This is a genomic window from Cocleimonas sp. KMM 6892 (assembly GCF_035798195.1).
GTDB classification, from domain to species: domain Bacteria; phylum Pseudomonadota; class Gammaproteobacteria; order Thiotrichales; family Thiotrichaceae; genus Cocleimonas; species Cocleimonas flava.
Genome location: NZ_JAPFBV010000003.1, coordinates 69,851 through 94,925, shown reverse-complemented (window position 1 = coordinate 94,925; position 25,075 = coordinate 69,851). Strand labels below are relative to the sequence as shown.

Sequence of the window (25,075 nt, the reverse complement as noted above, 5' to 3'; positions counted from 1 at the left end):
GGTATTAATGAAAGCTCCCTACGCAGCCAGTCCAGAATTTAGTAAAGGCAGGAAATTTTCCGAACCTGCTCCAACTTATCGTTCTGAATTTCAAAGAGATCGTGATCGAATCATTCATTCGACAGGATTCAGAAGACTTGAATATAAAACTCAGGTGTTCGTTAATCACGAAGGTGACTTGTATCGCACAAGGTTGACGCACTCATTAGAAGTCGCTCAAATTGCTCGTTCTATTGCTCGTACCTTAAATTTAGATGAAGACCTAACAGAAGCTATTTCATTAGCTCATGATATCGGTCACACTCCTTTTGGGCATGCTGGTCAAGATGCGCTGAATGCCTGTATGAAGGATTACGGTGGGTTTGAACATAACCTACAATCTTTACGTATCATTGATGAACTGGAAAAGAATTACGCTGATTTTAATGGATTAAATCTTTGCTATGAAACCCGCGAAGGGGTTTTAAAACATTGTTCATTAAAGAATGCCGCTAATTTAGGTGATGTTGGTGAACGCTTTCTTAAGAAGGAGCAGCCTTCTTTAGAAGCTCAGTTAACCAATATTGCTGATCAAATTGCCTATAATAATCATGATATTGATGATGGTATTCGCTCCGGGTTAATCAATATTGAGCAGATGAGGCAAATGCAGCTATTTAGTACTCAATATGACAAAGTAATGTGGAAATACCCAGAATTAAAGGGGAATCGGAGAGTTCATGAAACCATTCGACGTATGATCGGTGAGCAGGTTGTCGATCTTGTTGAAACCAGTAGAGCAAAGATAGCTGAAGTAAATCCGGAATCTATAGAAGATGTTAGAAAGCATTCTGAGCAACTCATTAGTTTTAGTGATGAAATGAGGGTGCATAATCAGGAGCTTAAAAAATATTTACGCGAGAACCTGTATTTTCACCATAAGGTTTATCGGATGACTCGAAAAGCGCATCAGGTAATAGAAGCACTTTTTGATATTTTTATGCATGACTTAAGACTGCTTCCCCCAGGGCATTTGAAACTAGCGCGGAATGCACTAGTAGACGAAGGATTATCAGGTCAGGCGCGAGTCATTGCTGATTATGTTGCTGGAATGACTGATCGATATGCCACTAAAGAGTATGCCCGTTTGTTTGGTGTAGACGGCAATGTTTTTTAATCTATTTTAGAATGTTTAACTGAATTTCAGCTCTGCATAAGTTTCGTTTACATTTTTAAACAGTAGATCACAAAATGTCACTCAAAGTTAGGACCTCTTTATCTATTTGTTATCAGCTTTTTTTTGGCAATTAATAGAGCTGCCGTTGCTCCGAAATAGTTTGAATCTCCCGGTGTTCCATGTAACATTATCCTCATAATTATAATAATTTAGCTCGGCTATAAGCATGAGTTGCTAGGGGATATCTGTGAAATTATCATTCGCACAATTGCATTGTTTTTTCTTCAAGAAAAGATACGTACTGCCATGTTTAAATAAAATAACGTTATTTGCTCTGCTCTCGATTGCTGCTCCTCAAGTATTGAGTGCTGCCAATATCGATAAAGATAGTGATGGTGATGGACTAACTGATCTACAGGAAGAAAAACTGGGTACTGAAGCATATCTTGCAGATACAGATGGTGATGGTATTAATGATGGTATCGAAGTCGGTGATAATGTAAATAAGCCACTCGACAGTGATAATGATAATCGCATAGATGCCTTAGATTATGACGATGATAACGATGGTTTGCCGACATTTCTTGAGAGCAAAAACGATACTGATAAAGATGGTATTGTAGATTATCTAGACCCTGATTCAGACAACGATGGCCTAGCTGATGGTGCAGAGGCAGGCTTCTTAAATCAAGATAAAAATTTCGATGGTATAGACGATGCCTTTGATGCGTCACGTCCAGGGGCTGTGGACAAAAATGGAGATGGGATTAACGATAACCTTAAACTTCCAGATTATAATAATGATGGTATTGCTGATTATTTAGACCCGAACTATAAAAAACAAAATGCAGTGGTTTCTAATGCTTCAGAGCCTGCCAATACCTCAAAGGCAACTGATAAAACAATTGTAGAATCAACGTCCAAAGCATTAAGTGAAAGCCCTGAGAAAAATAATAAGGAACTCGTTGCAGCGTCATCAAAAACTGAAACTTCCGAAGTAGTGCCAAATAACAAAAAAACTTTGAGTGAAAACACAGGTACTAAGGAAAAATCAAAAGTTGTTGTTCTTCCTAAAAAAATACAGAAACAAAAAGTAGAACTGAATCGTTATACCGATACTGATAATGACGGGCTATTAGATTCTCAAGAGCTGATTTTGGGTACTGATATCATGAAACGTGATACAGATGGAGACAAAGTTTCTGATGCGATAGAAGTCGGAATGGATATAAATTCACCACAAGACTCGGACCGAGACGGCATTATTGATGCTTTAGACGAAGATGATGACAATGATGGCATTTTGACAAAGTTTGAAGATATCAATAACGATGGGACTGCGATCAATGATGATACCGATCAAGATGGTGTGCCAAACTACCTGGATGCTAATGATGATGGAGACAGTCGCTTAACCAAAGAAGAGGGTGGAACGAAAGACAGTGACGGTGATGGAATACTTGATTATTTAGATAAAAATGATGGGGTTAAAGATAAAGCACCTAAGCTAGCAGCGAAAAATGAATTACCTGATGAGCCTGAAGTCGTGGTTCTTTTTGATGGTGATCTTTCATCGTTACCTCCCGAGAAAAATGAAGATACAGATACTGCTGCACAGGAAATAGATGAGGTAATAGAGAACTCAATAGAAAATGCAGTGGCAAATGGCAGTTTAGATAAAATAGATGAAGGTGCTACTGACAAACAAGCTGCTGACAAACAAGCTGAAGATAAGCAAGTAGCAAAAATAGACGCTGATACTAACCAGCAAAAGAGCAAAACTAAGAAGGTCGTGCTTCCTGAAAACACGACTCAAGCTGCCAAGACTTCATCGGCAGAAAAAGAAAAAGGCGGTGTTATGCAGTGGCTAACATCTCTTTTGCCAGATTGAGTGTGGATTCGGTAATTTCTAATCCACCCATCATGCGGGCAACTTCCTTCACACGTTGCTCGCCATTCAAAACCAACATCCCTGTGGATGTTTTGTCATTGCCTTTGATCTTGGTGACTTGATAGTGATTATGAGCCTGAGAGGCTACTTGAGGTAAGTGAGTAACACATAATACTTGTCTATTGTGCCCCAGATTTCTGAGTTGTTGTCCAACTACCTCTGCAATACCGCCCCCAATACCACTATCTACTTCATCAAATATGAGTGCAGGAAGCGTAATTCGCTGAGCTGCTATCATTTGAATCGCCAATGAAATTCTAGACAGTTCTCCTCCAGAAGCTACTTTAATAAGAGATTTTAGAGGTTGCCCCGGATTACCGCTGACTTGAAATTCAACACGATCATTACCATGTGCATTGAAGTTTTCGGTTTTTTCAATAGCAATGGCAAAAATACCACCTTCCATACCTAATTCTTGCATAGCGCTAGTGACGCCCTTGGCTAGTTTTTTGCCAGACTTATTTCTGCTGTCACTTAATTTTGCAGCGGCTTCTAAATAGGCAGTTTCAGCTAGATTGAGTTTTTCTTGTAATGCATCAAGATCATATTCGTCACTGTCTAAAGATTGTAATTCTTCATGCAGAATTTGCCATTTAGCGAATAATTCTTCGGGGGCAGTTTGATGTTTACGTGCTAAATCGTGTAATGTCGATAGGCGTTGATTTACCCAATGTAAACGCTCTGGATCTAATCCAACGCTTTCGTTGTAGCGACGCAATAAGTCAGTGGCTTCCTGAATTTGTATTTGCGCATTTTGTAGCATCTCTAAAGGTTCAGATAACGCGCTATCCAGTTGATTTAAAGACTCTAATTGATGGGTTACACCACTGATGGCCGAATAGATTGATTTATTGTCGTCATCGTAAAGTTGCATAATGCTTTGTGAGCTTGCATCGAGCAGTTGGCCAGCATTGGAAAGTTTAGAGTGCTCTTCGTCTAACTGTTGTGCTTCATTTTCTGTGAGTTGTAAATCATCCAGCTCCTGAGTTTGAAAACGCAGTAAATCAAGCTTTGCCTGATGATCGCTATTTGCACCTTGAAGATTTTCCAGTTTAGTTTTGAGAGATTTCCACTCTTGAAATTTTTTCTTTACGCTTTTTCTTAGAGATTCATTGCTGGCGTAATCATCTAACATGGTTCGTTGCATGTCTTTTTTCATCAACGATTGATGTTCATGTTGACCATGTATATCGACGAGTTGTTCACCCAGTTGTCTTAATAGGGTTAGATTGCAGGGCGATCCATTAATCCAGGCTCGTGATTTACCGTTAGATGAAATAACCCGGCGCAATATACATTGATTCTCTTCATCGTTTTCATTTGCTAGTTCTTGTTCTTGCAACCAAAGTAGGGCTGATGGAGTGTCTTCAATATCGACACTTAACGTGATTTCGGCTTTGTCAGCGCCATGACGAACAACACCACTATCTGCACGATCGCCTAACACAAGTCCAATCGCATCAATCAGAATCGATTTACCAGCGCCCGTTTCACCGGTGAGCGCAGTCATGCCTGACTTTAGCTCTAAATCGAGTTTTTCAATAATGGCAAAATCTTTTAAATAGATATGTGAAAGCATGACTGTTCGACAATGAGTTTCTGATTGGGATAACTTTATTATTACAGATATTATTCAAAAAGAGAACAAAAATGAAACAAAATAATTAATCAGAGTAAATGATAAAAAACTGCCTCAAAGTAGGGGGGTGACTTTGAGATCTAAAAAGACACTCTTCCTAAGCGACTTTTTTAGTTTTTAATTAGTTCCTGATAAAAATGAAGTAATGCTTGTTTGGGGAGTTTGCCGTTTTCTTCTCTCGGTAGTTTCTCAACTTGAATAATGGGGCGAGGAATAAAAGCAGGGTCTAAATATTCACGAAAATGGTCAGCAAGTTGTTTCTTTGATATCCCATCTTTAATTGCAACAATTGCTACTAATCGCGGAATAGGGCGATCCTGTGGTGGAAAGAAAACGATGCCATCAATCAGTTCAGGAAAAGAAAGCAGTACTTTGTTAATTTCATTTAAAGAGCCACGCTTGCCAGCAATATCAATCATATCGTCAGTACGACCCTTTAGACGAAATTGCTGCTCGTTCAATAGTTCTATAAAGTCGCCTAATGTTGCAGATTCTTTAACATGTTCGGTATGCGCAAGTATTTGATTTGATGTTTGTTGATCAAAATGAATTCCATCAAATTTATCCCAGATATCCGTGTGGGCTGTTTCTCTGATAGCCATTGAGCCGATCTCGCTACAACCATACACCTCGCGCATTTGTGTACTAAATAACGCTTCAACTTGAGTCGCGAGTTCCTGAGTCAACGGTGAGGTCGCACATAGCACAGTTTCAAGTTTTGGGAATTTCAGATTGCTGCCTACTACCGCACGTAAATGCACGGGAGTAGAAACCATCATGCGAGGTGCAGGTAGCGTCTCAATTAAGGTCTGTATATCTTGTGGAAATAATGGTTTTGAATCGACCACACAGATGTTTGCAAACAACGCCATCAACACCGATGTCTCAAGGCCCCACATGTGTTGAGCGGGAACTGTTGCCAGAAGTTGAATGGTTTCAGTTGATTTTGGCAACATGTAATGACTGTTAATTATGGTGCTGTCGACAAAGGTTCTCCAGATTTTCTCATTGGGTTTTGCATCCCCTGTGGAGCCCGATGTAAAGCTAATGGCAGCGAGTTGATCAACATCGATTTCAGGTATTTCGTTGACTGTTTGAATGTCAGAAATACCTTCTTTATCGAGATCAATCGCTAATAAATCAGGATCAGTTTCTGAGCCATCATGAATGACATAGGTATTGTTATAGCGTTCTGAGAGCCGTTTTTGTGTGGCTATATTTCTGTTGGAAGGTAATAAATTGACTTGGTTTTTTAAAACGGTCGCGCAAAGCACCACAGTGAATAAATAGCGATTGCCACATAAATTAATGATGTGTTGTTTATCGTCGGGTAATTGTTTTGATAATGCGACAACAGTATCGATAAAGCGTTGCGCGCTAACAAATCCCTTGGTGTCTCCAGTGGTTTTGTTATCTTGAGTTAGATAGGCAAAATTATCACGTAGATTACGGTTCGTTAGCGGGAATGTTTTTCTAGTCATAACATGAAGCTATTATGTCTGATTTGCTAGTTAAGCTTTATTTTTCTCGACAAAATCAGTAAGGCTTTTCAAGGTCGCAAATGCTTCACGAGTGCTTTCATCTTCTGCTTTCATTTGAACGCCAAAATCCTGCGAAATAGCCAGTGCAATTTCTAATGCATCGATAGAATCCAGACCCAGACCATCACCAAATAACTGATCGTTTGGATCGATTTCTTCAGCGCTGATATCTTCAAGATTCAGAACTTCAACCAGTAAAATTGCCATTTTATTTTCGGCTTCAGTTTGTACGCTCACTATTTACCTCACTCACAGTCATCTTTATTTTTTTGAGGGTATAGTTTAAACTATATTCTATTGATAAATCATCTAAATTCACGTTTCGCTAGGGTGTGAGTTTTAAATATTTACTATGATTTTTTGATTATTATTTTCGACTGCTTATTAATTAAGCTATTTGTTAGTGGTAGCTAATTTCCATTTAAAACCTTTTTCATGTTTTAGTCCTCGTTCGGCTGAATATGAACATTCTTCGCTAGAGAATACAGAAAATGCTTATTAATTCTTATTCGAGTGCATCGGCAGAACAACTCAATGCAGAATCCCAGAATTTGGCTGTTATTGGTTTCGATTGCCCGATCACTCGTCAAAGTCAAAATCACATACCTTCAGGTCTCGGTAGAACCGATGCCAGCGATTTTGTTCATGAATTATGGAAGATTAAAGATGAGCCTGTAATAAGCGGAATATCTGGCTTATGCAAGTGGTCTGAATCTGGCGGTTTTTTGTTTACCTCTATTAGCTTAACAGCAGAAGAATGTGAAGACTTAGAGACAGCAACCGAGTCTGTTTATGCAGAGTTATTAGCATTTATTCATCAAACCGAACAACGTAATCTGTTACGTTTCTGGAACTATGTGCCTGCGATCAATAAAGGGTTGGGCGATAACGAAAACTATAAATTATTTTGTAATGGTCGCCTCAAAGCATTTAAACAGGCGGGAATAAACGATGCTGATTTCCCAGCAGCTACTGCCGTTGGAAATGTCACTGGCGGCATGACGATATACGCAATATCCAGCGTTTACAAAGGCATTCACCATACCAATAATAAACAGCAGAATGCTTATCAGTACCCGCGTCAATATGGTATCAGTAGTCCGTCTTTTGCACGTGCAACCAGCCTTGAGCATCCTAAAGGCAATCTGTTATTTATCTCTGGTACGGCTAGTATCATTGGACATGAGACGTTGCATGAGGGTGATTTAGCCGCCCAACTACAAATCACCAAAGATAATATTTTCCACTTGCTGGAAAAAACCGGCTACGAAGTTGATTCGATTCAAACCATGAAAGTGTATCTGCGAAATAAATCTTGCCTGGAAGAATCAAAAAAATCATTAGATAAAGATTTTCCCGATGCGGCGAAAATCTACACGATTGCCGATATTTGCCGTTCTAACTTGCTTGTCGAAGTTGAATGCTATTGCGCTTAGTGTTTGACTTTAAACGTCCTTCTATCTATTCCCAGATAAATCCTTGAAGATCCTATCTCTCAACCATTACTGGCGGATTATCGCTGCAGGCATTAGTTATATTGTATTTACTGTGGGCGCATTCTTTCCTGTCATTCATGCTGTTTTGATTGTTGTTTTTGTAAAGGATCAGGAAGGGAAGCAGAAAAAAATCCGTAAAACCATACAAAGACTATGTAAGTTCTATGTCGATTTTATGCAATTTCTGGGATTGATGTCTTATGATTTAGAACGACTTAATAGCGATGAAATCAAAGGCAAAGTTGTCATTTCCAATCATTCTATGTTGATTGATGCGTTATTTATTTTAGCCTATGTAGATGATGTATGTTGCGTGGTGAAAGAAGCACTTTTTCGTAATCCTGTAACACGCCTAACCGTGAGTCTGGCCGGTTATATTCCTAATGACGAAGAAGATCTGGTAGGCATGGCTGCGGAGAAACTTGCCGCTGGTGAAAATATTCTGATATTTCCTGAAGGTACGCGTAATCAATACGACACTCAATTGGAATTCAAGCGTGGTGCCGCAAATATAGCGATTCATGCAAATAGCGATATTGTTCCTTTTCTTATAACGTGTTCGCCGCGTGCATTGCAAAAGTATGAAAGCTGGTATCAGCTTCCTGATATCAAATCAAAAATTTTAGTGCGGATAAATCCTACGTTAACCATTGAGGAATGCATTGATACAAGCTTGGCAAGAACCATTCAATACCGTCGTTTAACTGGTTTTTTAAGGGATTATTATCTGACGGCAATTATGCAATTAGATAACTATACAACCAAAACTGATAAGCCCCCCCCCCACTTTGAATGACATTATGTTTTTGTTGTTTAAAAAACATAAATGGAATTTATGCAGAGCTCAGGCGTTTTTTTTTTGGAAAGATTCATAATGCGTTTAATAGTACAATTGCGCATATCGTTATTCGCATATAATTAGACACTAAATTAGAAAACTAATTAGCAGCTAAATAAGAATATATACAGTGAGTTAGAATAAATATGAGCGTTACAGTATGAGCAGTTACGAACAAAGCTACCAACAAACTCTTCAACAACTGAAAGAAAAATTAATCGAGTTATTTGAATTAGAAGAAGCAGAACTGGTTGCAGATGCACGCCTCTATCAAGATCTTGATATTGACAGTATTGATACGGTTGATCTGATGGTAGAACTAAAAAAGCATACCGGAAAAGATTTATCACCGAAGCTATTTAAAGATGCGAGAACTATCGATGATGTGGTTAAAATCATCGTAGAAATCTAATAGAAATATCAGTTTAATGAAACCCAATTCAAAAAAAGCAGGCCCGACACTGAGTGTCACACTTCCCATGGAAGTGGGTTTTTATGATGTCGATTCATATCGCATCGTATGGCATGGCAACTACCCGAAATATTTTGAAATAGCGCGCTGTAAATTGCTGTCTAAAATAGGCTTCACCTATGCAGATATGGAAGAAACTGGCTATTTTTATCCCGTTGTTGATCTGCACACCAAGTACATCAGACCTTTAAGGTTTGAGCAGCAGTTTGAAATAACTGCAGAACTGAAAGAATGGGAGCATAAGCTCGTTATCGATTATCTAATTGTTGATGTTACAACGCGAGATGTGTTTACCAAGGGGCAGACGACGCAATTTGCTGTAAAGATGCCAGAAGAAATCACCCAGTTTGATGCGCCTAAACAACTCCTGGATAGCGTCGATGCTGCCTTTAAGGTGCTTGCAGATGCCAAGTCAGATGAAAAACCAGAAGAACAAGGTGATGCATGATTAGACCTTTTTTATTAATGCTTTTTTTGGTGGGCAGTATGGTCAGTAGTGTTTCGCTAAGCGCTAACACGCCAGAAAACATAAAAGCATTAAAGTCTATGATGCCAGAAGCGTGTAACTTCTCCGGTGAGTTCAGTCAAAGCAAGCAAATAAAAAGTCTACCAGTTCCATTGGTTTCAACCGGCGAATTTATTTATTCCTGTGATCTCGGTTTAATCTGGAAAACGCAAAAGCCCATTGTCGAGTCGCTGGTTTTTACCAATCAAAAACTCAATTTTTTAGTGCCAGAAAAGCTATCAGTCGAAAATCTTGATGGCGTTCAGCATGACTTCTTGGCGAATCTGTTATTGGGCTTGATGGCTGGCAATACTGAGTTCATAACAAAAGAATTCGATATCCAGATTTCAAAGAATGATACGACAGGCGTTGAGTTAAGTTTAGTGCCGAAAAACAAAATGGTGAAACAGGCTATTGATTCTGTTGTGTTAGCAAAGCCAAGCACTAAAAATGAATTACAGATTTCAATCACCGATAAAAATCAGCAAGTAACCAGAATAGTGAGTAGCGAAACACAGCAATATGCGATGAACGATAAACTCGCTAAAGATGCTGCATTTTCAGAGCGCTGTGCATCGCTTTCTGCTGATGGCTGTAAATTATTATTGAACCCGGTTCGAATCACTACCAGCGGCCAAAACTGAGTAATCATTCATGATTGTTTGGCGATCACTATTTGTAATTTGCATTGTTTTTACGCTTGCCTTCTTTTTTCAAAGCAGTGGCAAGCTCGTTGTCGATACCAGCCTTCGCGATCTTTCACCAGATCTGGAATTAGATCAGTCAACACAAGATGCGATGGATGGATTGACTGAAAATATCAGTCGCAATATTATGTTTGTTATGGGCGCTGATGATCAGCAGCAACTCGACGCTGCAAAGGCAGATTTGAGCAAACGCTTATCCGAACTTAAGCCATTAACTGTTTTATCGAGTGATGCTTTATCGCTGACTGATATCATTGATTCACTGGCGAAATATCGGTTTCACTTACTCACTGCAACAGCGCAGAAAAATATTAAAGAAGAAAGTGCAGAAGAGCTTGCAAAACAAGCTCAGGCGAAGCTGTTTCGACTCACAAATGCACCACTCATGTCTTTTGAAAAAGACCCTCTAGGCGTTCATAGCGAATATTTTAGTGAGTTTCTGCAAAAGATAAGCGCAGATTTGGAGCAGGCGCAAACCTATGGTTCTGAAGCTAGCAGTAGCGATGATGCCGGGCAAAATAAAAAGAACAAAAAACAATACGAAGTTATCCAAACTAAATTGCAAAAAGGTGGACTGGGAATAGACGGGCAAAATCAACTGCTTACTGATATCAACACGATTAGCAAAGACCTTAAAGAGAAACACAATATTGAAATACTGCGCTCAGGTGTGTTTTTCTTTGCAGTGGATGCGGCGAGTAAATCTAAAAAAGATATCAGTTTTATATCCACTATTTCGATGGTTGGCGTGCTGCTGGTATTGCTCTTAACGTTTCGTAGCGTGGTGCCTTTGATTCTGCCGTTTTTATCGATCGCTTTTGGCGTTGCTTTTGCCTTTGCCGTTTCGCATTTTATCTACGGAAAAATTCACATATTAACCATCGTGTTCGGCGCAAGTTTGATTGGTATAGTAATCGATTATTCGATTCATTATTTCTTCCATCAGTCCCAGGCTTTATCAGATGGAGTAAGTGCTGGCGCAGAACGTGGTGTTGAGCATTCGCAATCCAGATTACATAGCGCGCTGTTATTAAGTTTGGTGACATCACTATTAGGATATTTAGCCTTATATTTTTCCCAACTTGATGCCTTGAAAAAGGTGGCTGTGTTTTCTTGCTGTGGATTAACAATGGCGTGGTTAAGTGTTATCTGTTTAGGGCAATATTCGAGTAAAAGAATTAAGGCGAATAACACAGTTATCAATACTATATTGAATGTTTTCAAGCGACCCTTGGCGGTTTTTAGTCCCAGAGTCGTCGTTATAACGATTGTGCTATTAATGCTGAGTTTGGCGCTCAGTGTATTTGCTATTAAAACCAGTGATGATCCACGTTTTTTCTTCACGCCTGATCCTGAAATATTAGCGAGTGAGGTTGCTGTATCCCAAATAGCTTCGGATTATGAACCGGGTAGATTCGTGGTAATCAGTGGTCAGAGCTCTGAAGAGCTTATTGATCTAACAGAATCGTTTTACGATAAAGTAAAAGCCACCCCCCCACTTATAGCCGATAATTTTAAAAGTATTACGCAATGGTTGCCAACACCTGAACAGCAGCGTGAGAACTATCAGATACAGGGAAAGCTATACGGAGACAATCAGGCCGTTGATGCCTTGTATTCCTTATTGGGTGCGGAAAAAAATAAGGCAGAATCAATCAAAACTGAATATGCAAACTCAGAAAAGCTGATCTTAGAGCCGCAACAACTGAACGAGCTTTTTAAAGAGATACTGCCACCGCTTTGGTATACAAAAAAACAGCAGGTCGAACAAAGGCCAGTAGAGCAAGGGCATGAAAATAGCAAAGCTGAATCTGGCGACAATTTCCGAAACTTTATCTTAATCGCCAAAGGAACAGACTTTGAAGCCTTAGAAAAGCTTAGCAACACGATGCCTTTTGTAAACTATGTGAATACGGTCGAAAGCGCGAAAAAATCATTGGCAGATCAACGCGTTTCAGCCACTCAATTGTTGCTTGTGGCTTATGCTTTAATCGCACTTTTAATACTGAGTCGATATCGTAAATTATCTGCTTTAAACATTGTTCTGGTTCCGTTGTGTGCCACCGCAGCGTTAATTGTGTTATTGAATGTTTTGGGTGTGTCCTTCAATCTATTTCATGTGATGGCGTTGTTTCTGGTGCTGGGCTTGGGCATGGATTACGGTATTTTTGCCTATGAACTTCAAGACGGAAATGTTACGCAGCAGGCGATATTTATTTCCGCAATCACAAGTCTGTTGTCTTTTGGTTTATTAGGTTTAAGCGCTATTCCGGTTGCACAAAGTTTTGGTATGATTTTATTTATTGGGAATAGTTTTAATTTAATTGCTTCGTTGATCTATACCGAGTTTTTGGCAAACAAAGCAATAACGCATTAAAAATAGCGATAGAGTTCGCTGTTATGGAAAACAAATCATGAGTAAAAAAAGAGTATTGGTCACTGGCGCAAGTCGGGGTATCGGCAAGGCAACCGCTATCGAACTGGCCGCTGATGGCTTTGATGTCACTGTGCATTACAATAGTAATCAAAAAGCTGCGGATGAAGTGCTTGAGCTTATCGAAAAAGCAGGTGGCTCAGGTCAGATCATGCAATTTGATATTGGTGATAGAGAACAAACTAAAGCGTTGTTAGAGGCAGATTTAGAGAAAAACGGGGCTTTCTATGGTGTTGTTTGTAATGCTGGTATCGCTGATGACGCGGCATTCCCTGCGATGGAAGCCGAGCAGTGGGATAGTGTGATTCACACCAATCTAGATGGCTTCTATAATGTGTTATACCCATTGATTATGCCTATGATTCGTTTAAGACAGGGCGGTAGAATTGTGACCTTAACCTCTGTTTCTGGCTTAATCGGAAATCGCGGTCAGGTCAATTATAGTGCTGCCAAAGCAGGTATTATAGGCGCAAGTAAATCGCTCGCTATCGAATTGGCGAAACGTAAAATCACTGTCAATTCGGTTGCTCCGGGAGTTATCGAAACAGATATGACTGAGGGGCTTTTTAAAGAAGAAGCCTATGTCAAAGAAGCTAAGAAGATGATCCCGATGGGTACTTTTGGTCAAGCCAGCGATATATCATCAACCATTAGTTTTCTGTTTTCTGATAAAGCGTCTTATATCACGCGCCAAACGATTAGCGTCAATGGTGGCATGTGTTAGCTTGCGATGAACAAATAGTTTTAGTATTTAATGCAAATCAATATTTAAGCAAACCAACAATCAAAGAGTGATGGATAAACAAGTTAAAAGTGTTGCGATTATAGGTGCGGGGCCATCAGGCTGCGCGCTAGGGTGCTTTCTCATCGAGAGAGGTATCGCGGTCACTATTTATGATAATTTGAGCAAACCAGAATTAATCGTAGGCGAATCAAATTTGCCCGCAGTCGTGCCCATTTTCCGTCGCTTAGGAATTGAAGAAAAAGTCGCCGCTATTTCACAAATTAAACGGGGTGCATCCTTTAGGCATGGCAGTGGCATACGCATGGATATCCCGTTTCAAACGCCCGGTAAACGTTATCCTAACTTTTCTTACAATACGCCTCGCCCACAACTAGATTCACTGATACGCCAACGCGCTGAAGAGGTTGGTGTTCGTTTTGTGAATAAAAAAGCGACATTAGAATTAACACCTGAGAATTCAGACCGAGATTTAATGTTGTCTGAAGCGTCTTTGAATGATGCTGGGTTGTGTACAGAAACACATCCAGATATTTTGATTGATGCGTCAGGTAGAAGTCGTCTTTTTAGCCGCTTGCTTGATATTCCGGCAAAACGTGGTGGTCGCGATGATGTTGCGTATTTTGCTCATTTTGAGAACTTCGAATACAAAGAAGTGATTGAAGGCCAAATTGTTGTTTCCATATTAGATCACGGCTGGTCATGGCAAATTCCTTTGAAAGGAAAATTATCTGTCGGTGTGGTGCTCAATAAACAGGCCGCCAAGAGTTACGGAGATACCCCGGAAGAGCGTTTAGATAATGTAATTAAACACAATTCCTTGCTGAAAGATGAAGGAAAGAACGCCAAACGTATTAGCAAAGTCATGCGTTATTCTAATTACCAATTACTTTCTGAGAAAGGCTATGGAAAAGGATGGGTAATGCTGGGTGATGCTTTTGGTTTTGTCGACCCAATGCTTTCCCCAGGTGTTTTTATGGCGTTAAATGCAGCAAAAAGCATTGATGAAGTCGTATTCAGTAGTCCTAAAATTACCACGGCGAATTTAGAAAAATATTCTCAACAGGTAAATAGCTGGCATCAGTCGTGGACGACACTCATTGACTATTTTTACGATGGTCGATTGATGAGTTTGTCCGAACAGGGCAAGTCCATACAGGAAAATCCCAAGTCGTCGGTTGTGGGTAAAATGGCTGAGAAGTTATACAGCAGAATAATTTCATCGATGGTCACTGGTATCAAAACTCGTTCTAAGGTAAATCAATCCCTGTTGTACCATGGCTGTCGCCAGCTATTGAAGGATCAGGAAGTCTTGAACGGCTATGCGGTAAAACCCTTTATAAAAAAAGAACAGAATAGTCACTGATATGTTTGAAAAAATTGCCCCCAATAAAGTAAAGCGTGTTTCGGAAATTACCAAGGAGCAATTTCTCAAAAATCATAAAGATACTGGCATTCCGGTAATCTTACCCACTCTTATGGAAGATTGGCCTGCCAAAGAAAAATGGGATGTCGATTATTTAATTGAAACCCTGGGTGATGAGGTTGTACCCGTGTACAGCAGTAAACCAGCCGTAGGCAAATCACATCAACATGCTGCTGCAAGGGAAATGCCGTTGCGTGATTATCTGAACTTATTAAAGAACGGCGAAAACGATTTACGCATGTTTTTTTATAATATCCTGAATAATGCACCTCAGATGATTAAGGATTTTTCTTATCCTGATATCGGTCTTAAGTTTTTTAAAAAGCTACCGGTTTTATTCGTTGGTGGTCGTGGCGCAAAAGTCCAGATGCATTACGATATTGATCTGGCGAATTTGATTCTTTGTCATTTCGGTGGCGTTAAAAAAGTATTACTTATTCCTCCAGAACAAACCCAATTTATGTATAAAGTGCCGTTCTCTTTCAGTGCTTTATACGATGTGGATTTTTTAAATCCTGATTTTGAAAAATACCCTGCGTTAAAGTACGTAAAAGGTTACGAAGCAGAATTAAAGCACGGCGATGCTTTATTCATCCCCTCTGGTTATTGGCATTATATTGTTTATGAAGACATTGGCTTTTCCATGACCTTGCGCGCATTCCCTACCAAGTTTAGTCAGCGTTTAAGTCTATTAAAAAATATTTTCGTGACCAGAACGGTAGAAGGGTTGATGCGTAAAACTCGCGGACAAGCCTGGAATGATAGAAACGAGAGAAAAGCGGTTGAGATAACAAACAGGAACATCCCTAGCGCTTAGTGTGGAAAAAGTGCCTCAAAGTAGGGGGGTGACTTTGTCTAATTAATCTTTAAACTTTTTTACAATTAAAGATGTATTTATCCCGCCAAATGCAAAGTTATTGCTCATAACCATATCAGTATCAATCGCTCTCAGATCACCCTGGATATAATCTAAATCAGCACACCTTGGATCAACTTCAGTTAGGTTTAGTGTGGGCGCGAACCAGCCTTCATTCATCATCTGGATAGTGGAGTACAATTCAAATGCACCACAGGCACCAAGACTATGCGCAGTATAGCTTTTAATCGAGCTGGTTGGCTTTTTGCCGAGTACATTTAACGTCGCTTGTGATTCTGCGATATCGCCGTATTCGGTCGCTGTGGCGTGCGCGCTAACATAACCAATTTGATCTGCTGTAACTCCGGCATCATCAAGGCTCATTTGCATCACGCTTTGCATGGTCTCCTGATTTGGTCGCATGATATGCGAGCCGTCTGAGTTTGTACCGTATCCTATGATTTCAGCAAGAATAGTAGCGCCGCGTTCTTTAGCGTGATCGTAAGACTCTAATATCAATGAGCTAGCGCCTTCGCCTAATACAAGGCCATCACGATCTTTATCAAAAGGACGGGGCGAAAGGTGGGGGGTGTCATTGGTGATACTGGCAGCAAAGATGGTATCGAACACCGCTGCCTGAGTTGGGCAAAGTTCTTCTGCGCCACCAGCAATCATGACTTTTTGTTTGCCCGACTGAATCGCTTCATAGGCATAACCAATGCCCTGGCTCCCTGCGACACAAGCGCTTGAGGTTGTGTATACGCGTCCTTTGGTGCCAAAATATATGCCTATATTCACCGCTGCTGTGTGGCTCATCATGCGAATATAGGTGGTGGTATTGATGCGTTCCATCGACTGTTCTTCGAGCATGCTGAAGAATTCTACGGCACCCGCGCTGCTGCCCGTTGCAGAGCCAAAGCTCACGCCTGTCTGACCGTTAGAAATTACATCTTCACCATACAAACCTGATTCTTTAAGCGCTAATTCAGTGGCACGTACAGCCATCTGTGCCACTCTACCCATGCTTCTTTTCTTTTTTAGGCGATAGGTGTCTGGTAGCTCAAAGTCTTTGATGGGTGCAGCCAGACGCGTTTTAAGCTCGGGGTATTGATCCCATTCTTCCATGTAACACACTTTTGATTGTTTGCTTTCAAAAGATATTTTTATCTCTTCCCAGGTTGAGCCCATTGACGAGATATTGCCAGCGCCAGTGATAACGACTCGATTGGGAGATTTTGATGAAACTGGCATTATTAATGATTCTCTGCAGGTGATTTATTGATTGGCTGACGAAGTACAGATAAGTTGGCACTGGCAATGATTTCTGCTTCGTCTTTATAGCGAATTGTACAACTAAAACTTGCCAGTGTTTCTCCTACCATAGCGCTTTCGCTGCATTCGACGACCAGTACACTGTTTTCTTTAAAATAAGATAGTGTGGATTGGTATTTTCGAGTTCCCAGTAAAAAACCAAGCTTGGCATCTGCCGGATTTTTTATCACTTGATTGCCTGCGATTAATGCAGCAGTTTGTCCCATGAATTCCAATCCAATGGTTGCTGGTACGCCCAGACCTTTTTCATAAAAAGGTGTTTTCTTGTCGATAAACACCTCAGCACTCGATTGTTTTTCGCCAACTTCCAATATTCTGTTAATCAACAGCATAGGTGGGCGGTGTGGAATTAACGTTAATATTTCTGGGTCAAATCGTGTTGCTAAATCGCTCATGCTACTTCCTTGTCAGCGATAGTGTTAATTTGTTCCTGTGGGTTTTCTTCAGGCAGCCAGAAATCATAAAAATTAAACCATTGAAAAGGCGCTTTAGCGCACTGCTTTTCTAATTCTGTGGCAAACCTTTGTGCGTAGTTCTCAATATCGCTTTGTCGTTGTTTGCGGCTAAGTACAATCTTTTCAGCGAAGTCGACCACTTCAAATTGTATCTGTCCTGACTTATCTACAAAGTCCTGATAGGAAAACATCAGTTTTACTGGGCAATCTAATGCCTTCGCCAGTAAATAAGGGCCAATTGGTAATGCCGCTTTTTTATTAAAGAAGTCGACAGTGACCGTACGCTCCACGCCTGTTAGTGGAATTCTGTCTCCTGCTATAAAGAGCCATTCTCCTGCATCTATCTTTTCCTTAAAAGATAGAATCGTATTGATATTGAACTCATCAACCTGATACACATTGAGTCTCGAGTCTGGGTTCAATTGAGCCATGATGTTGGTGTAGTTCTGTGAATGCTTATCGTGAAGTAATACGTTGATAGATTTGTCTTTATAGCGATGCATAAAGCCACGACAGAATTCCAGATTGCCAAAATGAGAGCCAATAATCAGTTGTCCGCGAGTATCGTTTAGTAACGTTTCGACGACTTCTGGTGAGTGAATTTTAAACAGGTCGCTATCAAGCTCCACATACCAGGATGAGAGTTTATCGACAACAGTTTCGGCGAATTGACGGAAGTGACGAATAGTGTCGGAAAACTTAGGTTTGCGCTTCCAGAAGTCAGGGTATTGCTGGTAATGGTTTTTCAGGAATTCTTGCGATGCTTTACGTGAATCAGCACGAAAAATCACAAAGTAAGCAACCGTGGGTAATAACAATATAGACACAGCTTTGCGTCCAAGCGTTTTATGGATCAACCAGAGAAAACGTAACCCAAACAACGTCCCAGCTTCCTGAGCGGAAGACCAGTGAGAATCGTCACTTGCCGCTGTTTGCTCGTTGTTCTTAGTGTTACTGGAATTACTCATGTTTAGCTAAATTTTAGAAGTATAATTTTAGGAATGCGAATCAGCATACCTAGCATTAACTTGGTGTGGAGTTTGATTAAGAGTAAATTATCTCTCATATAATGAAAATGAGACACATTGTTTTCGATGTAAATGACTTTTGTGTCGATAAAGTCGGTTTTGATGCCTTCCCAATGTGATTTGACTAAAATATCCGTATCAAATGTCATACGTTTGCCGACATTGTAATTATCAAAAACAATTTCAAACTCTTTAAGCGGGTAGACTCTAAAACCGCACAAGCTATCTTTAATATCAAACGACAGTGTTTCCAGCGCAACCCAGAAGCTCGTTACCTTTCTGCCGTATACTCTTGCTTTGGGGGCGGTCTCATCGAAATAGGGCGCACCGGAAACTATTTTGTGTGGGTTGGTTTCACTATGTGATATGAGTTTTTGAACATCCTCGATATTGTGCTGGCCATCGGCATCAATTTGAATGATGTGAGTATGTCCAGCCTGCCTTGCAGTATGGGCCGCCGTTAAGATCGCTGCGCCTTTGCCTCGATTATATCCGTGCTTGAGTAGTGTTATTTCAGGATAGCTACTGAGCAATTCCTCAAGCTTTCTGCGTTGCTCTTCATCACTGCCATCATCAACAACAATGCATGCTAGACCTAATGATTCGAGCTTAGGCAAGAATGCTTCAAAAGACTGGAAGTGATTATAATGAGGAACGGCAAGACAATAAGACATGATATTAATTATTTTGCCTCTGAAAATACGAATATGCCAGATGAAAAAAGGACTTCATTTTTTTCTTTCGTCATTGAATCGTCTTCTGCGATCGAGGTGTATCGAAATTTCACGGTGTGTTTTTCAGGGTTTAAGGTGAGCGATAAGATTACCTTGGTTTCAGGCAAAATCATGGTGTTAAATTTTAAATAATTCACACCTCTGAATTCTTCGTATTTGAATATTCGTTTTGCAAGATCATTCGCCCAGTTTATTTGAACCACGCCCGGTAATACCGCCTGATCAGGAAAGTGTCCTTTGAAACAGGATAAGCTCGCAGGAATATCACAAATGACATCGTAAGAGTTATCTGTAGGTAAAATGCTGGGTGTTTTACACGCAGAGAATGTTGGCCATTTATCCTTCTCAGGATATTGCTGATTTAACTCTTCTGCTGTTATTGCTAGATTCATTGCAGTCATTTTTCTTCGTGTCTTTTGATGTGAATTTGACGGTAACCATATTCAAGTGCCATAAAACCACCGAGGAAAATATACGCTAAAAAGCCATTATAGAAAGTCCAGGCTTGAAGTGAAAGACAGCATGCGGTGTAGAACGCTATTGCTGCGTTAACGACAAGAATAACGGCCCAGACCATCGAAAGGTTTCGCATATATTGTCGACCTTCATCGGGAATTTCTTTCATAAACATCTGGGCAAAGCGTTCAACCAGGGATGTTTCGGTGGTGAGTGACAACGCAAAAAATCCTGCAAAAGCAAGATTCATCATAACGGGATAATAACGAAGTAATTCTTCGCTGTTAAACCATGCTGCAATTACACACAATCCACCTACTAAAATCAGTTGGGCATATTGTTCCGGTCTTTGGAATTCGCCTCTTAGAATGACTCGTGCCAGTAAAATAATAAAAAGCGCTAAAGAAAGCAGAGAAGGCCCAAACCTATCGAGACTGAAATAGACGATAAAGGGATAGGCCACAGTCACAATGGCTATCAGGGCATATAGTATTTTTTTTGAATTCACAGCGTCTGGTCTTTGATGGCGTATTTAATAGCTTAGTTTAAGGGCTTAGTTTAATAGCTTAGTAAGCACTTTACGCTAAAACACTGTGTCGATAATCACCCAGCAGTTCTCTTTCATCATCGCTGATAGATTGGCTAGGGTTGTCAGACAAGAACTCAAGTGAGTATTTCGCAATGCGCTCGAGCATCTCTGTATTGGTCGCTACAGCCTCTCTAATATCCACAGTTTCATAGTCTTTTAAGACGTCATTGAAATGGCGTAAACAAGGAATCAGGTACTGATCAAGGAAAATGCCTTGTGCAGGTTGAATAATGCGTTTGCTGGCTCTTTCTCTTAATTTCTCCTGAACTTGCTGATGGAGCATTTTAGCTTTTGCTAGAAGAGGGTTTAGCTCGCGAATCGTATCGATATCAACAAAGGTATTTTTGAAAAACAATAAACTCAATATGCCCCAGTAATAGGAATAATCCCAAAGTAGCTTGGTGCCCATCATTCTGCGGTCGCCAAAACCACCATACTGCTGGGTGTATAAAGAAAGTGTATTTTCGTAATAATTATTTTGCAGGCTGTTGAAAACAACACTTTCGAGGCTGATATTGTTCTTTTCTTTTTGAGTGCTTATCAAGCTGCTAATAAACGTGTTGCTCATAGCGATTGCATCACTACCTGGTGAATAGAAAGGGTCAGCAAATACACCTGCTTCACCAGTCAAACCCCAGCCATCTTCTGAGAAGTACTTTTTACAGTCATAAGAGTAATCTCTTATAGCGACGTAATCTAAAACCTCGGCACCTTCAATTGCATTGGCACAATGTGGTTGGTTTTTTGCTAGCCAGGCGAATGCATCATCGTAATCGTTAAAGTCACTTTCTTCAAAAACCTGATCATCCATAACGATGCCGATACTGGTTGTGCCAGTACCTAGCGGGATTACCCAAACCCAGTAGCCGGGTCCCATCAAATGATTAGTACTTAACCAACGTTTGCCTGATTCAACAAGGCGGTTTTGCCAGTCACTGTTTGACGTCCAGTCATCTAATGTGACTTGTCGATCAATGCGAAACCAGACTGCATTGGCTTTGTGGTCATTCTCTTTAGCCAGATTGAGTTCTTTTTTAACCAGCATCTGACGTCCGGCAGCATCCACAAACCACTTGGAATTAAGCGTTTTGATGTCGCCGTTATTCGCAATGTCGATTTGTTGGTGGTGTTTATCAAGTCTGATATTACTGGTTGAAATCCCATCTATGATATTTACACCTAGCTTGCTTGCTTCCCTGTGGAGTTTGTTTTCTAACACGCCTCGGTCTATCTGGTAGGTAGGAATGCCGAATAGATCACTTATGCCTAACTCATCTTGATCTGAAAAGTCTGATTGCTGCTCGCCGAAAAAACAACGCAGCCCATACTTACGTAGATGATCTTTCTCAAAATGGTCTTTTAGTCCCAATACTTCACTAAAGTAATGAGAGCCAATTTCTACCGTAGATTCGCCCACTTTAGCAATCGTCTCGGGAACAGGAAATGTTCTCTGCTCTAACACGGCAACATCTAAATCAGGGGATTGTTGTTTGAGTTGCATGGAAAGCGTAAGACCTGCAAGTCCGCCTCCTGCTATTACGACATCATGGTTTTGCGTATTGGACATATTAATTAACTAACTTAGGATTATGTAAGGTTAACTGAAGCGATGTTTCAGCGCTGAGTGGAAGTAAAACAGTATCTGTAGAGTCTTTTGTCAGCATGTTTAATACTGCCAGAATTCTAGCGGATGGATTCTGTTTGTAGCTCGTATCAAGGTGAGTTTCCAAATCGAGTTCTGGCCATTCTGTTGCTTGTGACACTACTTGCATTTCCAGTAGGTTTGAATCGGTTTGATTTGATTCTAAAACAGGCTCAATAATGAGTGAGGCGGAGAACGACTGATCATTTTTTAATAGCGGTTTGAGAATTTCAGAAGAGGGGGCGTCATAAAATGTAATCTGCACAGGAGCCTGTTCTTGAACGCACTGGGTAACCGCTTCGAGTATTGCTAACGATACAGATTCATTAAAACCTGCTACAGAGTTTGCTGCTTTCATACAACCCGTACTAATCGTCCAGTATCCTGCGGCGGCGTTGTGTACCGAATTATGAAATTTGGTCGGCGATAATTGCATATTTTCGGTAGCCAGCACTTTGCACATATAGTCTGTGAGTTGGGTGTCGCCTAAACCAGAAACAAAAACGCATGCCAAATCTTTCGGGTCTAAATCCGCCGATTGTGTCGCCTGCCATGAGGATTCAACTGCAAGCTTTACAGGCAGAGGTGCGCGCCGTCTTTCGTTGGCAGGGATAATTTCTGGCTTAGGACTGCTTGCTGTATTTTCAGCGGTAGCGCCAGTGGTCAGTAGTTCAGAAAGTTCTTGCCAGTTTGTATAATTCTGTCCCCAGCCGCCAACGGCTTTGATGGAGCATCGTAAAATATTATCACTCATCAAGCGCTACCCTTATTGTTATCAGTCTTGCTGAAAACCAGACAGCAATTATTGCCACCAAAACCAAATGAGTTGGACATTACATGAGCCAATGAGCGCTCGATATTTTCAGCCGTAATAGAAAAATCCAGCTCGCTATCCAGATTGCTTAAATTCAAAGAGCCAGGGATTAAATCAGTTCTCGCAGCATCTATAGCGATTAATGCTTCAGTGATGCCCGCAGCACCTAATGTATGTGCCATCCAGCCTTTTGTAGAAGAACATTGTGTCGATGATGGAAACATAGAGCCTATTAACTTTCCTTCGATAGAGTCATTTGCCTGACTCGATGTGCCGTGTAGATTGATGTAATCAATCGCTTCGGCAGGGAGATTTGCCATTCTCAACGCACTTTCTATCGCTTGTTTAGCGCCCAATCCTTCGGGATGAGGGTGAGACATGTGATGAGCATCCGAGCTTTCACCGTAACCGGCTAACTCGATGCCTGTATCTGTTTCACAATCTTCTGCGCGCATTAAAATGGCATAACCAGATGCTTCGCCCAGATTAATGCCGTCTCTGTCATTATCAAACGGCTTACAAGGATTTTGAGAGAGTAATTGCAGGGAATCAAAACCGTGCAAAACGCTATAGCACAAGGTATCAACGCCACCCACTAAAACAGCATCAACCACATGGCTTTGGAGCCATCTTGCGCCTGTGGCAAAAACTTTTGCAGATGAGGAACATGCGGTATTGATGGTAATGGCAGGGCCCGTCACGCCTGTTTGATGAGCGACAAATAACCCCGGTCCATGTGGGTTGTGTACGGTTGCTTGTTGATACTCTGGTGTCAGCGCGCCATTTTCATCCAGATGACGATAAGCCGTCTCAGTGCGGTCGATACTTGACGTGCTGGATCCCATAATAATGCCGAGTCGACTAGGACCAAAACGCGCTTTCAGCTTTTCAAGCTGCGCTAAAATTGTTCCTTGTTGCAAGCCATATGCTGCCATCGCATTGTTGCGACTTTGCCATTCGCCCAAATCAATATCATCAATAGCGCTTACCCGCCCAATCCATGTGTCTAAATCAGAAAAAGGGAAGTCATTTTTACGCAGTCCACTGGTTTGGTTTTTAATAGCAATGCGAAGTTGCTCTATGTTATCAGCGCCAGCGGTTGTGGATTCGTAGTCGACAATGCGTATATTGCGTATATTCATGTATTAAGCAGTCAATAAAATCTAATAGATTAGGGGGTTATAGAGGAATGGATTCTATCAAATTAGCTTATACATTAACTAACTTTTTCATATTTTATTGGTTTGTCAGAACTTCTTGAAATATCAGCCTATTTTTATTGCAATAAATGGGAATTACTTCCATGCTAATCCTTTTTGTATTGGTTATAGGCAAACTATGAAGTTTTTCACAATATTTCAGATGTTTACACTCACGATGATTCTCGTGGTTGGCGCTACAGCTAGCGCAGAGACGGATAAAGACGAAGAAGGATTGCCACTTTGGGAGTTAGGTTTAGGCTTGGGTGCAGTGCATCAGTCGTACTACACGGGTACTAAACAATCGCGTGTTATTTTGCTGCCAATCCCCGTGCCTGTTTATCGTGGTGATATATTAAAGTCAGATGACGATGGCGTACGTGCGCAACTATTTAAAAATAAACGCGCAAAATTAGATATCAGTATGGATTTCAATGCTCAGATTGAGAGCGATGATGTTGATTTGCGCAAAGGTATGGATGATATCGGAAATATTGTCGAGTTCGGCCCGTCTTTTGAAGTGTTATTAGGCGAAACTGATAACAGTCGATTGCACTTGAATTTACCCCTTCGAGCGATTGTTGAAATTGGAGAAAATGGGATCGATAGTCGTGGTTTCAATTTCTCCCCGCATTTGACCTATCATCGCGACTTGGCATTTGCCGACAATTCATGGGTTGCAGGCGTGTCTTTAGGGCCGCAATTTGGTAATTCTGATTATCATGATATTTATTACGGCGTGGGTGCGGCTGATGCGACGCCAAACAGAGCCGCTTATTCAACCGACAGCGGTTATTCAGGGTCGCGTTTACAATTGACGCTTAAGTCTAATAACCGTAAACGTTTACTCCTTGGTTTTTTACGTTATGAGAATATTGACGGAGCAACGTTTGATGATTCGCCAATGGTTGAAACGAATGAGAACCTGGTTGTCGGATTTCTATATAGCCATTACTTCTTTAAATCGAAACAACGGGTTCATAGAAAGTAAAAGGCACCCCCCTACTTATAGGGGCTTTTTTCAATATCATAGGTTGAAGTGTGTTTTTAACTTATGCTATTA

General features: G+C 40.7%; 24 protein-coding genes. 12 read left to right on the top strand and 12 right to left on the bottom strand.

Features of this window, described 5'->3' with window-relative positions; genetic code table 11:
• Window positions 1-7: 7 nt before the first annotated feature.
• Window positions 8-1,156: a deoxyguanosinetriphosphate triphosphohydrolase gene (locus tag OO007_RS09495; RefSeq protein ID WP_325808618.1), complete on the top strand. Its 1,149-nt coding sequence runs from the start codon at window positions 8-10 to the stop codon at window positions 1,154-1,156.
• Between the two features lie 247 nt (window positions 1,157-1,403).
• Window positions 1,404-3,047 carry a hypothetical protein gene (locus OO007_RS09490; protein WP_325808617.1) on the top strand — a complete coding sequence of 548 codons (1,644 nt, stop codon included), beginning with the start codon at window positions 1,404-1,406 and terminating at the stop codon, window positions 3,045-3,047.
• Here the strand turns inward: OO007_RS09490 and recN are convergent.
• The 3 genes from recN to OO007_RS09475 all read right to left on the bottom strand — a co-directional run bounded on the left by recN (window position 3,013) and on the right by OO007_RS09475 (window position 6,524).
• A complete protein-coding gene (recN, locus tag OO007_RS09485; protein ID WP_325808616.1) occupies window positions 3,013-4,686 on the bottom strand; it encodes a DNA repair protein RecN in 1,674 nt (557 codons plus the stop codon). The two genes, OO007_RS09490 and recN, sit on opposite strands and share 35 nt — an antisense overlap.
• A 170-nt stretch (window positions 4,687-4,856) precedes the next feature.
• Window positions 4,857-6,227, bottom strand: a complete 1,371-nt coding sequence (locus OO007_RS09480; RefSeq protein ID WP_325808615.1) for an AMP-binding protein — start codon at window positions 6,225-6,227, stop codon at window positions 4,857-4,859.
• A 30-nt stretch (window positions 6,228-6,257) separates the two neighbouring features.
• Window positions 6,258-6,524: a phosphopantetheine-binding protein gene (locus OO007_RS09475; protein WP_325808614.1), complete on the bottom strand. Its 267-nt coding sequence runs from the start codon at window positions 6,522-6,524 to the stop codon at window positions 6,258-6,260.
• Window positions 6,525-6,778: 254 nt separating this feature from the next.
• Between OO007_RS09475 and OO007_RS09470 the strand changes: the two genes are divergently transcribed.
• From OO007_RS09470 to OO007_RS09430, 9 genes are all read left to right on the top strand, one after another.
• On the top strand, window positions 6,779-7,723 hold the full coding sequence (locus OO007_RS09470; RefSeq protein ID WP_325808613.1) for a chorismate transformation enzyme, FkbO/Hyg5 family: 945 nt from the start codon (window positions 6,779-6,781) through the stop codon (window positions 7,721-7,723).
• 43 nt (window positions 7,724-7,766) lie between these two features.
• Complete coding sequence (locus tag OO007_RS09465) at window positions 7,767-8,579, top strand: lysophospholipid acyltransferase family protein (protein WP_325808612.1); 813 nt, start codon at window positions 7,767-7,769, stop codon at window positions 8,577-8,579.
• Window positions 8,580-8,781: 202 nt separating this feature from the next.
• Entirely contained in the window at window positions 8,782-9,033 is a 252-nt protein-coding gene (locus tag OO007_RS09460; protein ID WP_299877619.1) for an acyl carrier protein, read from the top strand.
• A 16-nt stretch (window positions 9,034-9,049) separates the two neighbouring features.
• Window positions 9,050-9,541: an acyl-CoA thioesterase gene (locus tag OO007_RS09455; RefSeq protein WP_325808611.1), complete on the top strand. Its 492-nt coding sequence runs from the start codon at window positions 9,050-9,052 to the stop codon at window positions 9,539-9,541.
• A complete protein-coding gene (locus tag OO007_RS09450) occupies window positions 9,538-10,242 on the top strand; it encodes an outer membrane lipoprotein carrier protein LolA (RefSeq protein WP_325808610.1) in 705 nt (234 codons plus the stop codon). Before OO007_RS09455 ends, OO007_RS09450 begins: the two co-directional genes overlap by 4 nt.
• 10 nt (window positions 10,243-10,252) lie before the next feature.
• The gene (locus OO007_RS09445; RefSeq protein ID WP_325808609.1) at window positions 10,253-12,682 is read left to right on the top strand and encodes an MMPL family transporter; all 2,430 of its coding nucleotides are present in this window, start codon (window positions 10,253-10,255) and stop codon (window positions 12,680-12,682) included.
• Between the two features lie 37 nt (window positions 12,683-12,719).
• Window positions 12,720-13,463, top strand: coding sequence for a 3-oxoacyl-ACP reductase FabG (fabG, locus tag OO007_RS09440; protein ID WP_325808608.1), 744 nt, complete (start codon window positions 12,720-12,722; stop codon window positions 13,461-13,463).
• Window positions 13,464-13,533: 70 nt separating this feature from the next.
• A complete protein-coding gene (locus OO007_RS09435; protein ID WP_325808607.1) occupies window positions 13,534-14,847 on the top strand; it encodes an NAD(P)/FAD-dependent oxidoreductase in 1,314 nt (437 codons plus the stop codon).
• Between the two features lies 1 nt (window position 14,848).
• Complete coding sequence (locus OO007_RS09430) at window positions 14,849-15,724, top strand: cupin-like domain-containing protein (RefSeq protein WP_325808606.1); 876 nt, start codon at window positions 14,849-14,851, stop codon at window positions 15,722-15,724.
• A gap of 42 nt (window positions 15,725-15,766) precedes the next feature.
• On the opposite strand, the gene OO007_RS09425 is transcribed toward OO007_RS09430, so the two are convergent.
• The 9 genes from OO007_RS09425 to OO007_RS09385 form a co-directional block, all read right to left on the bottom strand.
• On the bottom strand, window positions 15,767-17,014 hold the full coding sequence (locus tag OO007_RS09425; RefSeq protein ID WP_325808605.1) for a beta-ketoacyl-ACP synthase: 1,248 nt from the start codon (window positions 17,012-17,014) through the stop codon (window positions 15,767-15,769).
• Between the two features lie 2 nt (window positions 17,015-17,016).
• Window positions 17,017-17,490 carry an ApeP family dehydratase gene (locus tag OO007_RS09420; RefSeq protein ID WP_325808604.1) on the bottom strand — a complete coding sequence of 158 codons (474 nt, stop codon included), beginning with the start codon at window positions 17,488-17,490 and terminating at the stop codon, window positions 17,017-17,019.
• Complete coding sequence (locus OO007_RS09415; RefSeq protein WP_325808603.1) at window positions 17,487-18,518, bottom strand: LpxL/LpxP family acyltransferase; 1,032 nt, start codon at window positions 18,516-18,518, stop codon at window positions 17,487-17,489. The genes OO007_RS09420 and OO007_RS09415 overlap by 4 nt, the downstream gene beginning before the upstream one ends.
• A 2-nt stretch (window positions 18,519-18,520) precedes the next feature.
• On the bottom strand, window positions 18,521-19,252 hold the full coding sequence (locus tag OO007_RS09410; protein ID WP_325808602.1) for a glycosyltransferase family 2 protein: 732 nt from the start codon (window positions 19,250-19,252) through the stop codon (window positions 18,521-18,523).
• A gap of 8 nt (window positions 19,253-19,260) precedes the next feature.
• Window positions 19,261-19,713 (bottom strand): ApeI family dehydratase, encoded by a 453-nt coding sequence (locus tag OO007_RS09405; RefSeq protein WP_325808601.1) that lies wholly within the window; start codon window positions 19,711-19,713, stop codon window positions 19,261-19,263.
• Window positions 19,710-20,276, bottom strand: coding sequence for a septation protein IspZ (locus tag OO007_RS09400; protein ID WP_325808600.1), 567 nt, complete (start codon window positions 20,274-20,276; stop codon window positions 19,710-19,712). Before OO007_RS09400 ends, OO007_RS09405 begins: the two co-directional genes overlap by 4 nt.
• Before the next feature lie 70 nt (window positions 20,277-20,346).
• Entirely contained in the window at window positions 20,347-21,924 is a 1,578-nt protein-coding gene (locus OO007_RS09395) for an NAD(P)/FAD-dependent oxidoreductase (protein ID WP_325808599.1), read from the bottom strand.
• Between the two features lies 1 nt (window position 21,925).
• Complete coding sequence (locus tag OO007_RS09390) at window positions 21,926-22,753, bottom strand: beta-ketoacyl synthase chain length factor (protein WP_325808598.1); 828 nt, start codon at window positions 22,751-22,753, stop codon at window positions 21,926-21,928.
• Window positions 22,753-23,955 carry a beta-ketoacyl-ACP synthase gene (locus OO007_RS09385; RefSeq protein ID WP_325808597.1) on the bottom strand — a complete coding sequence of 401 codons (1,203 nt, stop codon included), beginning with the start codon at window positions 23,953-23,955 and terminating at the stop codon, window positions 22,753-22,755. The genes OO007_RS09390 and OO007_RS09385 overlap by 1 nt, the downstream gene beginning before the upstream one ends.
• A 196-nt stretch (window positions 23,956-24,151) precedes the next feature.
• Between OO007_RS09385 and OO007_RS09380 the strand changes: the two genes are divergently transcribed.
• Complete coding sequence (locus OO007_RS09380; protein WP_325808596.1) at window positions 24,152-25,003, top strand: MipA/OmpV family protein; 852 nt, start codon at window positions 24,152-24,154, stop codon at window positions 25,001-25,003.
• Window positions 25,004-25,075 lie beyond the last annotated feature (72 nt).

Excerpts from the sequence above, each read along its gene's own strand:
- OO007_RS09495 (WP_325808618.1), top strand. The coding sequence starts at position 8 with ATGAAAGCTCCCTACGCAGCCAGTCCAGAATTTAGTAAAGGCAGGAAA.
- recN (WP_325808616.1), bottom strand. The coding sequence starts at position 4,686 with ATGCTTTCACATATCTATTTAAAAGATTTTGCCATTATTGAAAAACTC.
- OO007_RS09480 (WP_325808615.1), bottom strand. The coding sequence starts at position 6,227 with ATGACTAGAAAAACATTCCCGCTAACGAACCGTAATCTACGTGATAAT.
- OO007_RS09470 (WP_325808613.1), top strand. The coding sequence starts at position 6,779 with ATGCTTATTAATTCTTATTCGAGTGCATCGGCAGAACAACTCAATGCA.
- OO007_RS09460 (WP_299877619.1), top strand. The coding sequence starts at position 8,782 with ATGAGCAGTTACGAACAAAGCTACCAACAAACTCTTCAACAACTGAAA.
- OO007_RS09455 (WP_325808611.1), top strand. The coding sequence starts at position 9,050 with ATGAAACCCAATTCAAAAAAAGCAGGCCCGACACTGAGTGTCACACTT.
- OO007_RS09450 (WP_325808610.1), top strand. The coding sequence starts at position 9,538 with ATGATTAGACCTTTTTTATTAATGCTTTTTTTGGTGGGCAGTATGGTC.
- OO007_RS09445 (WP_325808609.1), top strand. The coding sequence starts at position 10,253 with ATGATTGTTTGGCGATCACTATTTGTAATTTGCATTGTTTTTACGCTT.
- fabG (WP_325808608.1), top strand. The coding sequence starts at position 12,720 with ATGAGTAAAAAAAGAGTATTGGTCACTGGCGCAAGTCGGGGTATCGGC.
- OO007_RS09435 (WP_325808607.1), top strand. The coding sequence starts at position 13,534 with ATGGATAAACAAGTTAAAAGTGTTGCGATTATAGGTGCGGGGCCATCA.
- OO007_RS09430 (WP_325808606.1), top strand. The coding sequence starts at position 14,849 with ATGTTTGAAAAAATTGCCCCCAATAAAGTAAAGCGTGTTTCGGAAATT.
- OO007_RS09425 (WP_325808605.1), bottom strand. The coding sequence starts at position 17,014 with ATGCCAGTTTCATCAAAATCTCCCAATCGAGTCGTTATCACTGGCGCT.
- OO007_RS09420 (WP_325808604.1), bottom strand. The coding sequence starts at position 17,490 with ATGAGCGATTTAGCAACACGATTTGACCCAGAAATATTAACGTTAATT.
- OO007_RS09415 (WP_325808603.1), bottom strand. The coding sequence starts at position 18,518 with ATGAGTAATTCCAGTAACACTAAGAACAACGAGCAAACAGCGGCAAGT.
- OO007_RS09410 (WP_325808602.1), bottom strand. The coding sequence starts at position 19,252 with ATGTCTTATTGTCTTGCCGTTCCTCATTATAATCACTTCCAGTCTTTT.
- OO007_RS09405 (WP_325808601.1), bottom strand. The coding sequence starts at position 19,713 with ATGACTGCAATGAATCTAGCAATAACAGCAGAAGAGTTAAATCAGCAA.
- OO007_RS09395 (WP_325808599.1), bottom strand. The coding sequence starts at position 21,924 with ATGTCCAATACGCAAAACCATGATGTCGTAATAGCAGGAGGCGGACTT.
- OO007_RS09390 (WP_325808598.1), bottom strand. The coding sequence starts at position 22,753 with ATGAGTGATAATATTTTACGATGCTCCATCAAAGCCGTTGGCGGCTGG.
- OO007_RS09385 (WP_325808597.1), bottom strand. The coding sequence starts at position 23,955 with ATGAATATACGCAATATACGCATTGTCGACTACGAATCCACAACCGCT.
- OO007_RS09380 (WP_325808596.1), top strand. The coding sequence starts at position 24,152 with ATGAAGTTTTTCACAATATTTCAGATGTTTACACTCACGATGATTCTC.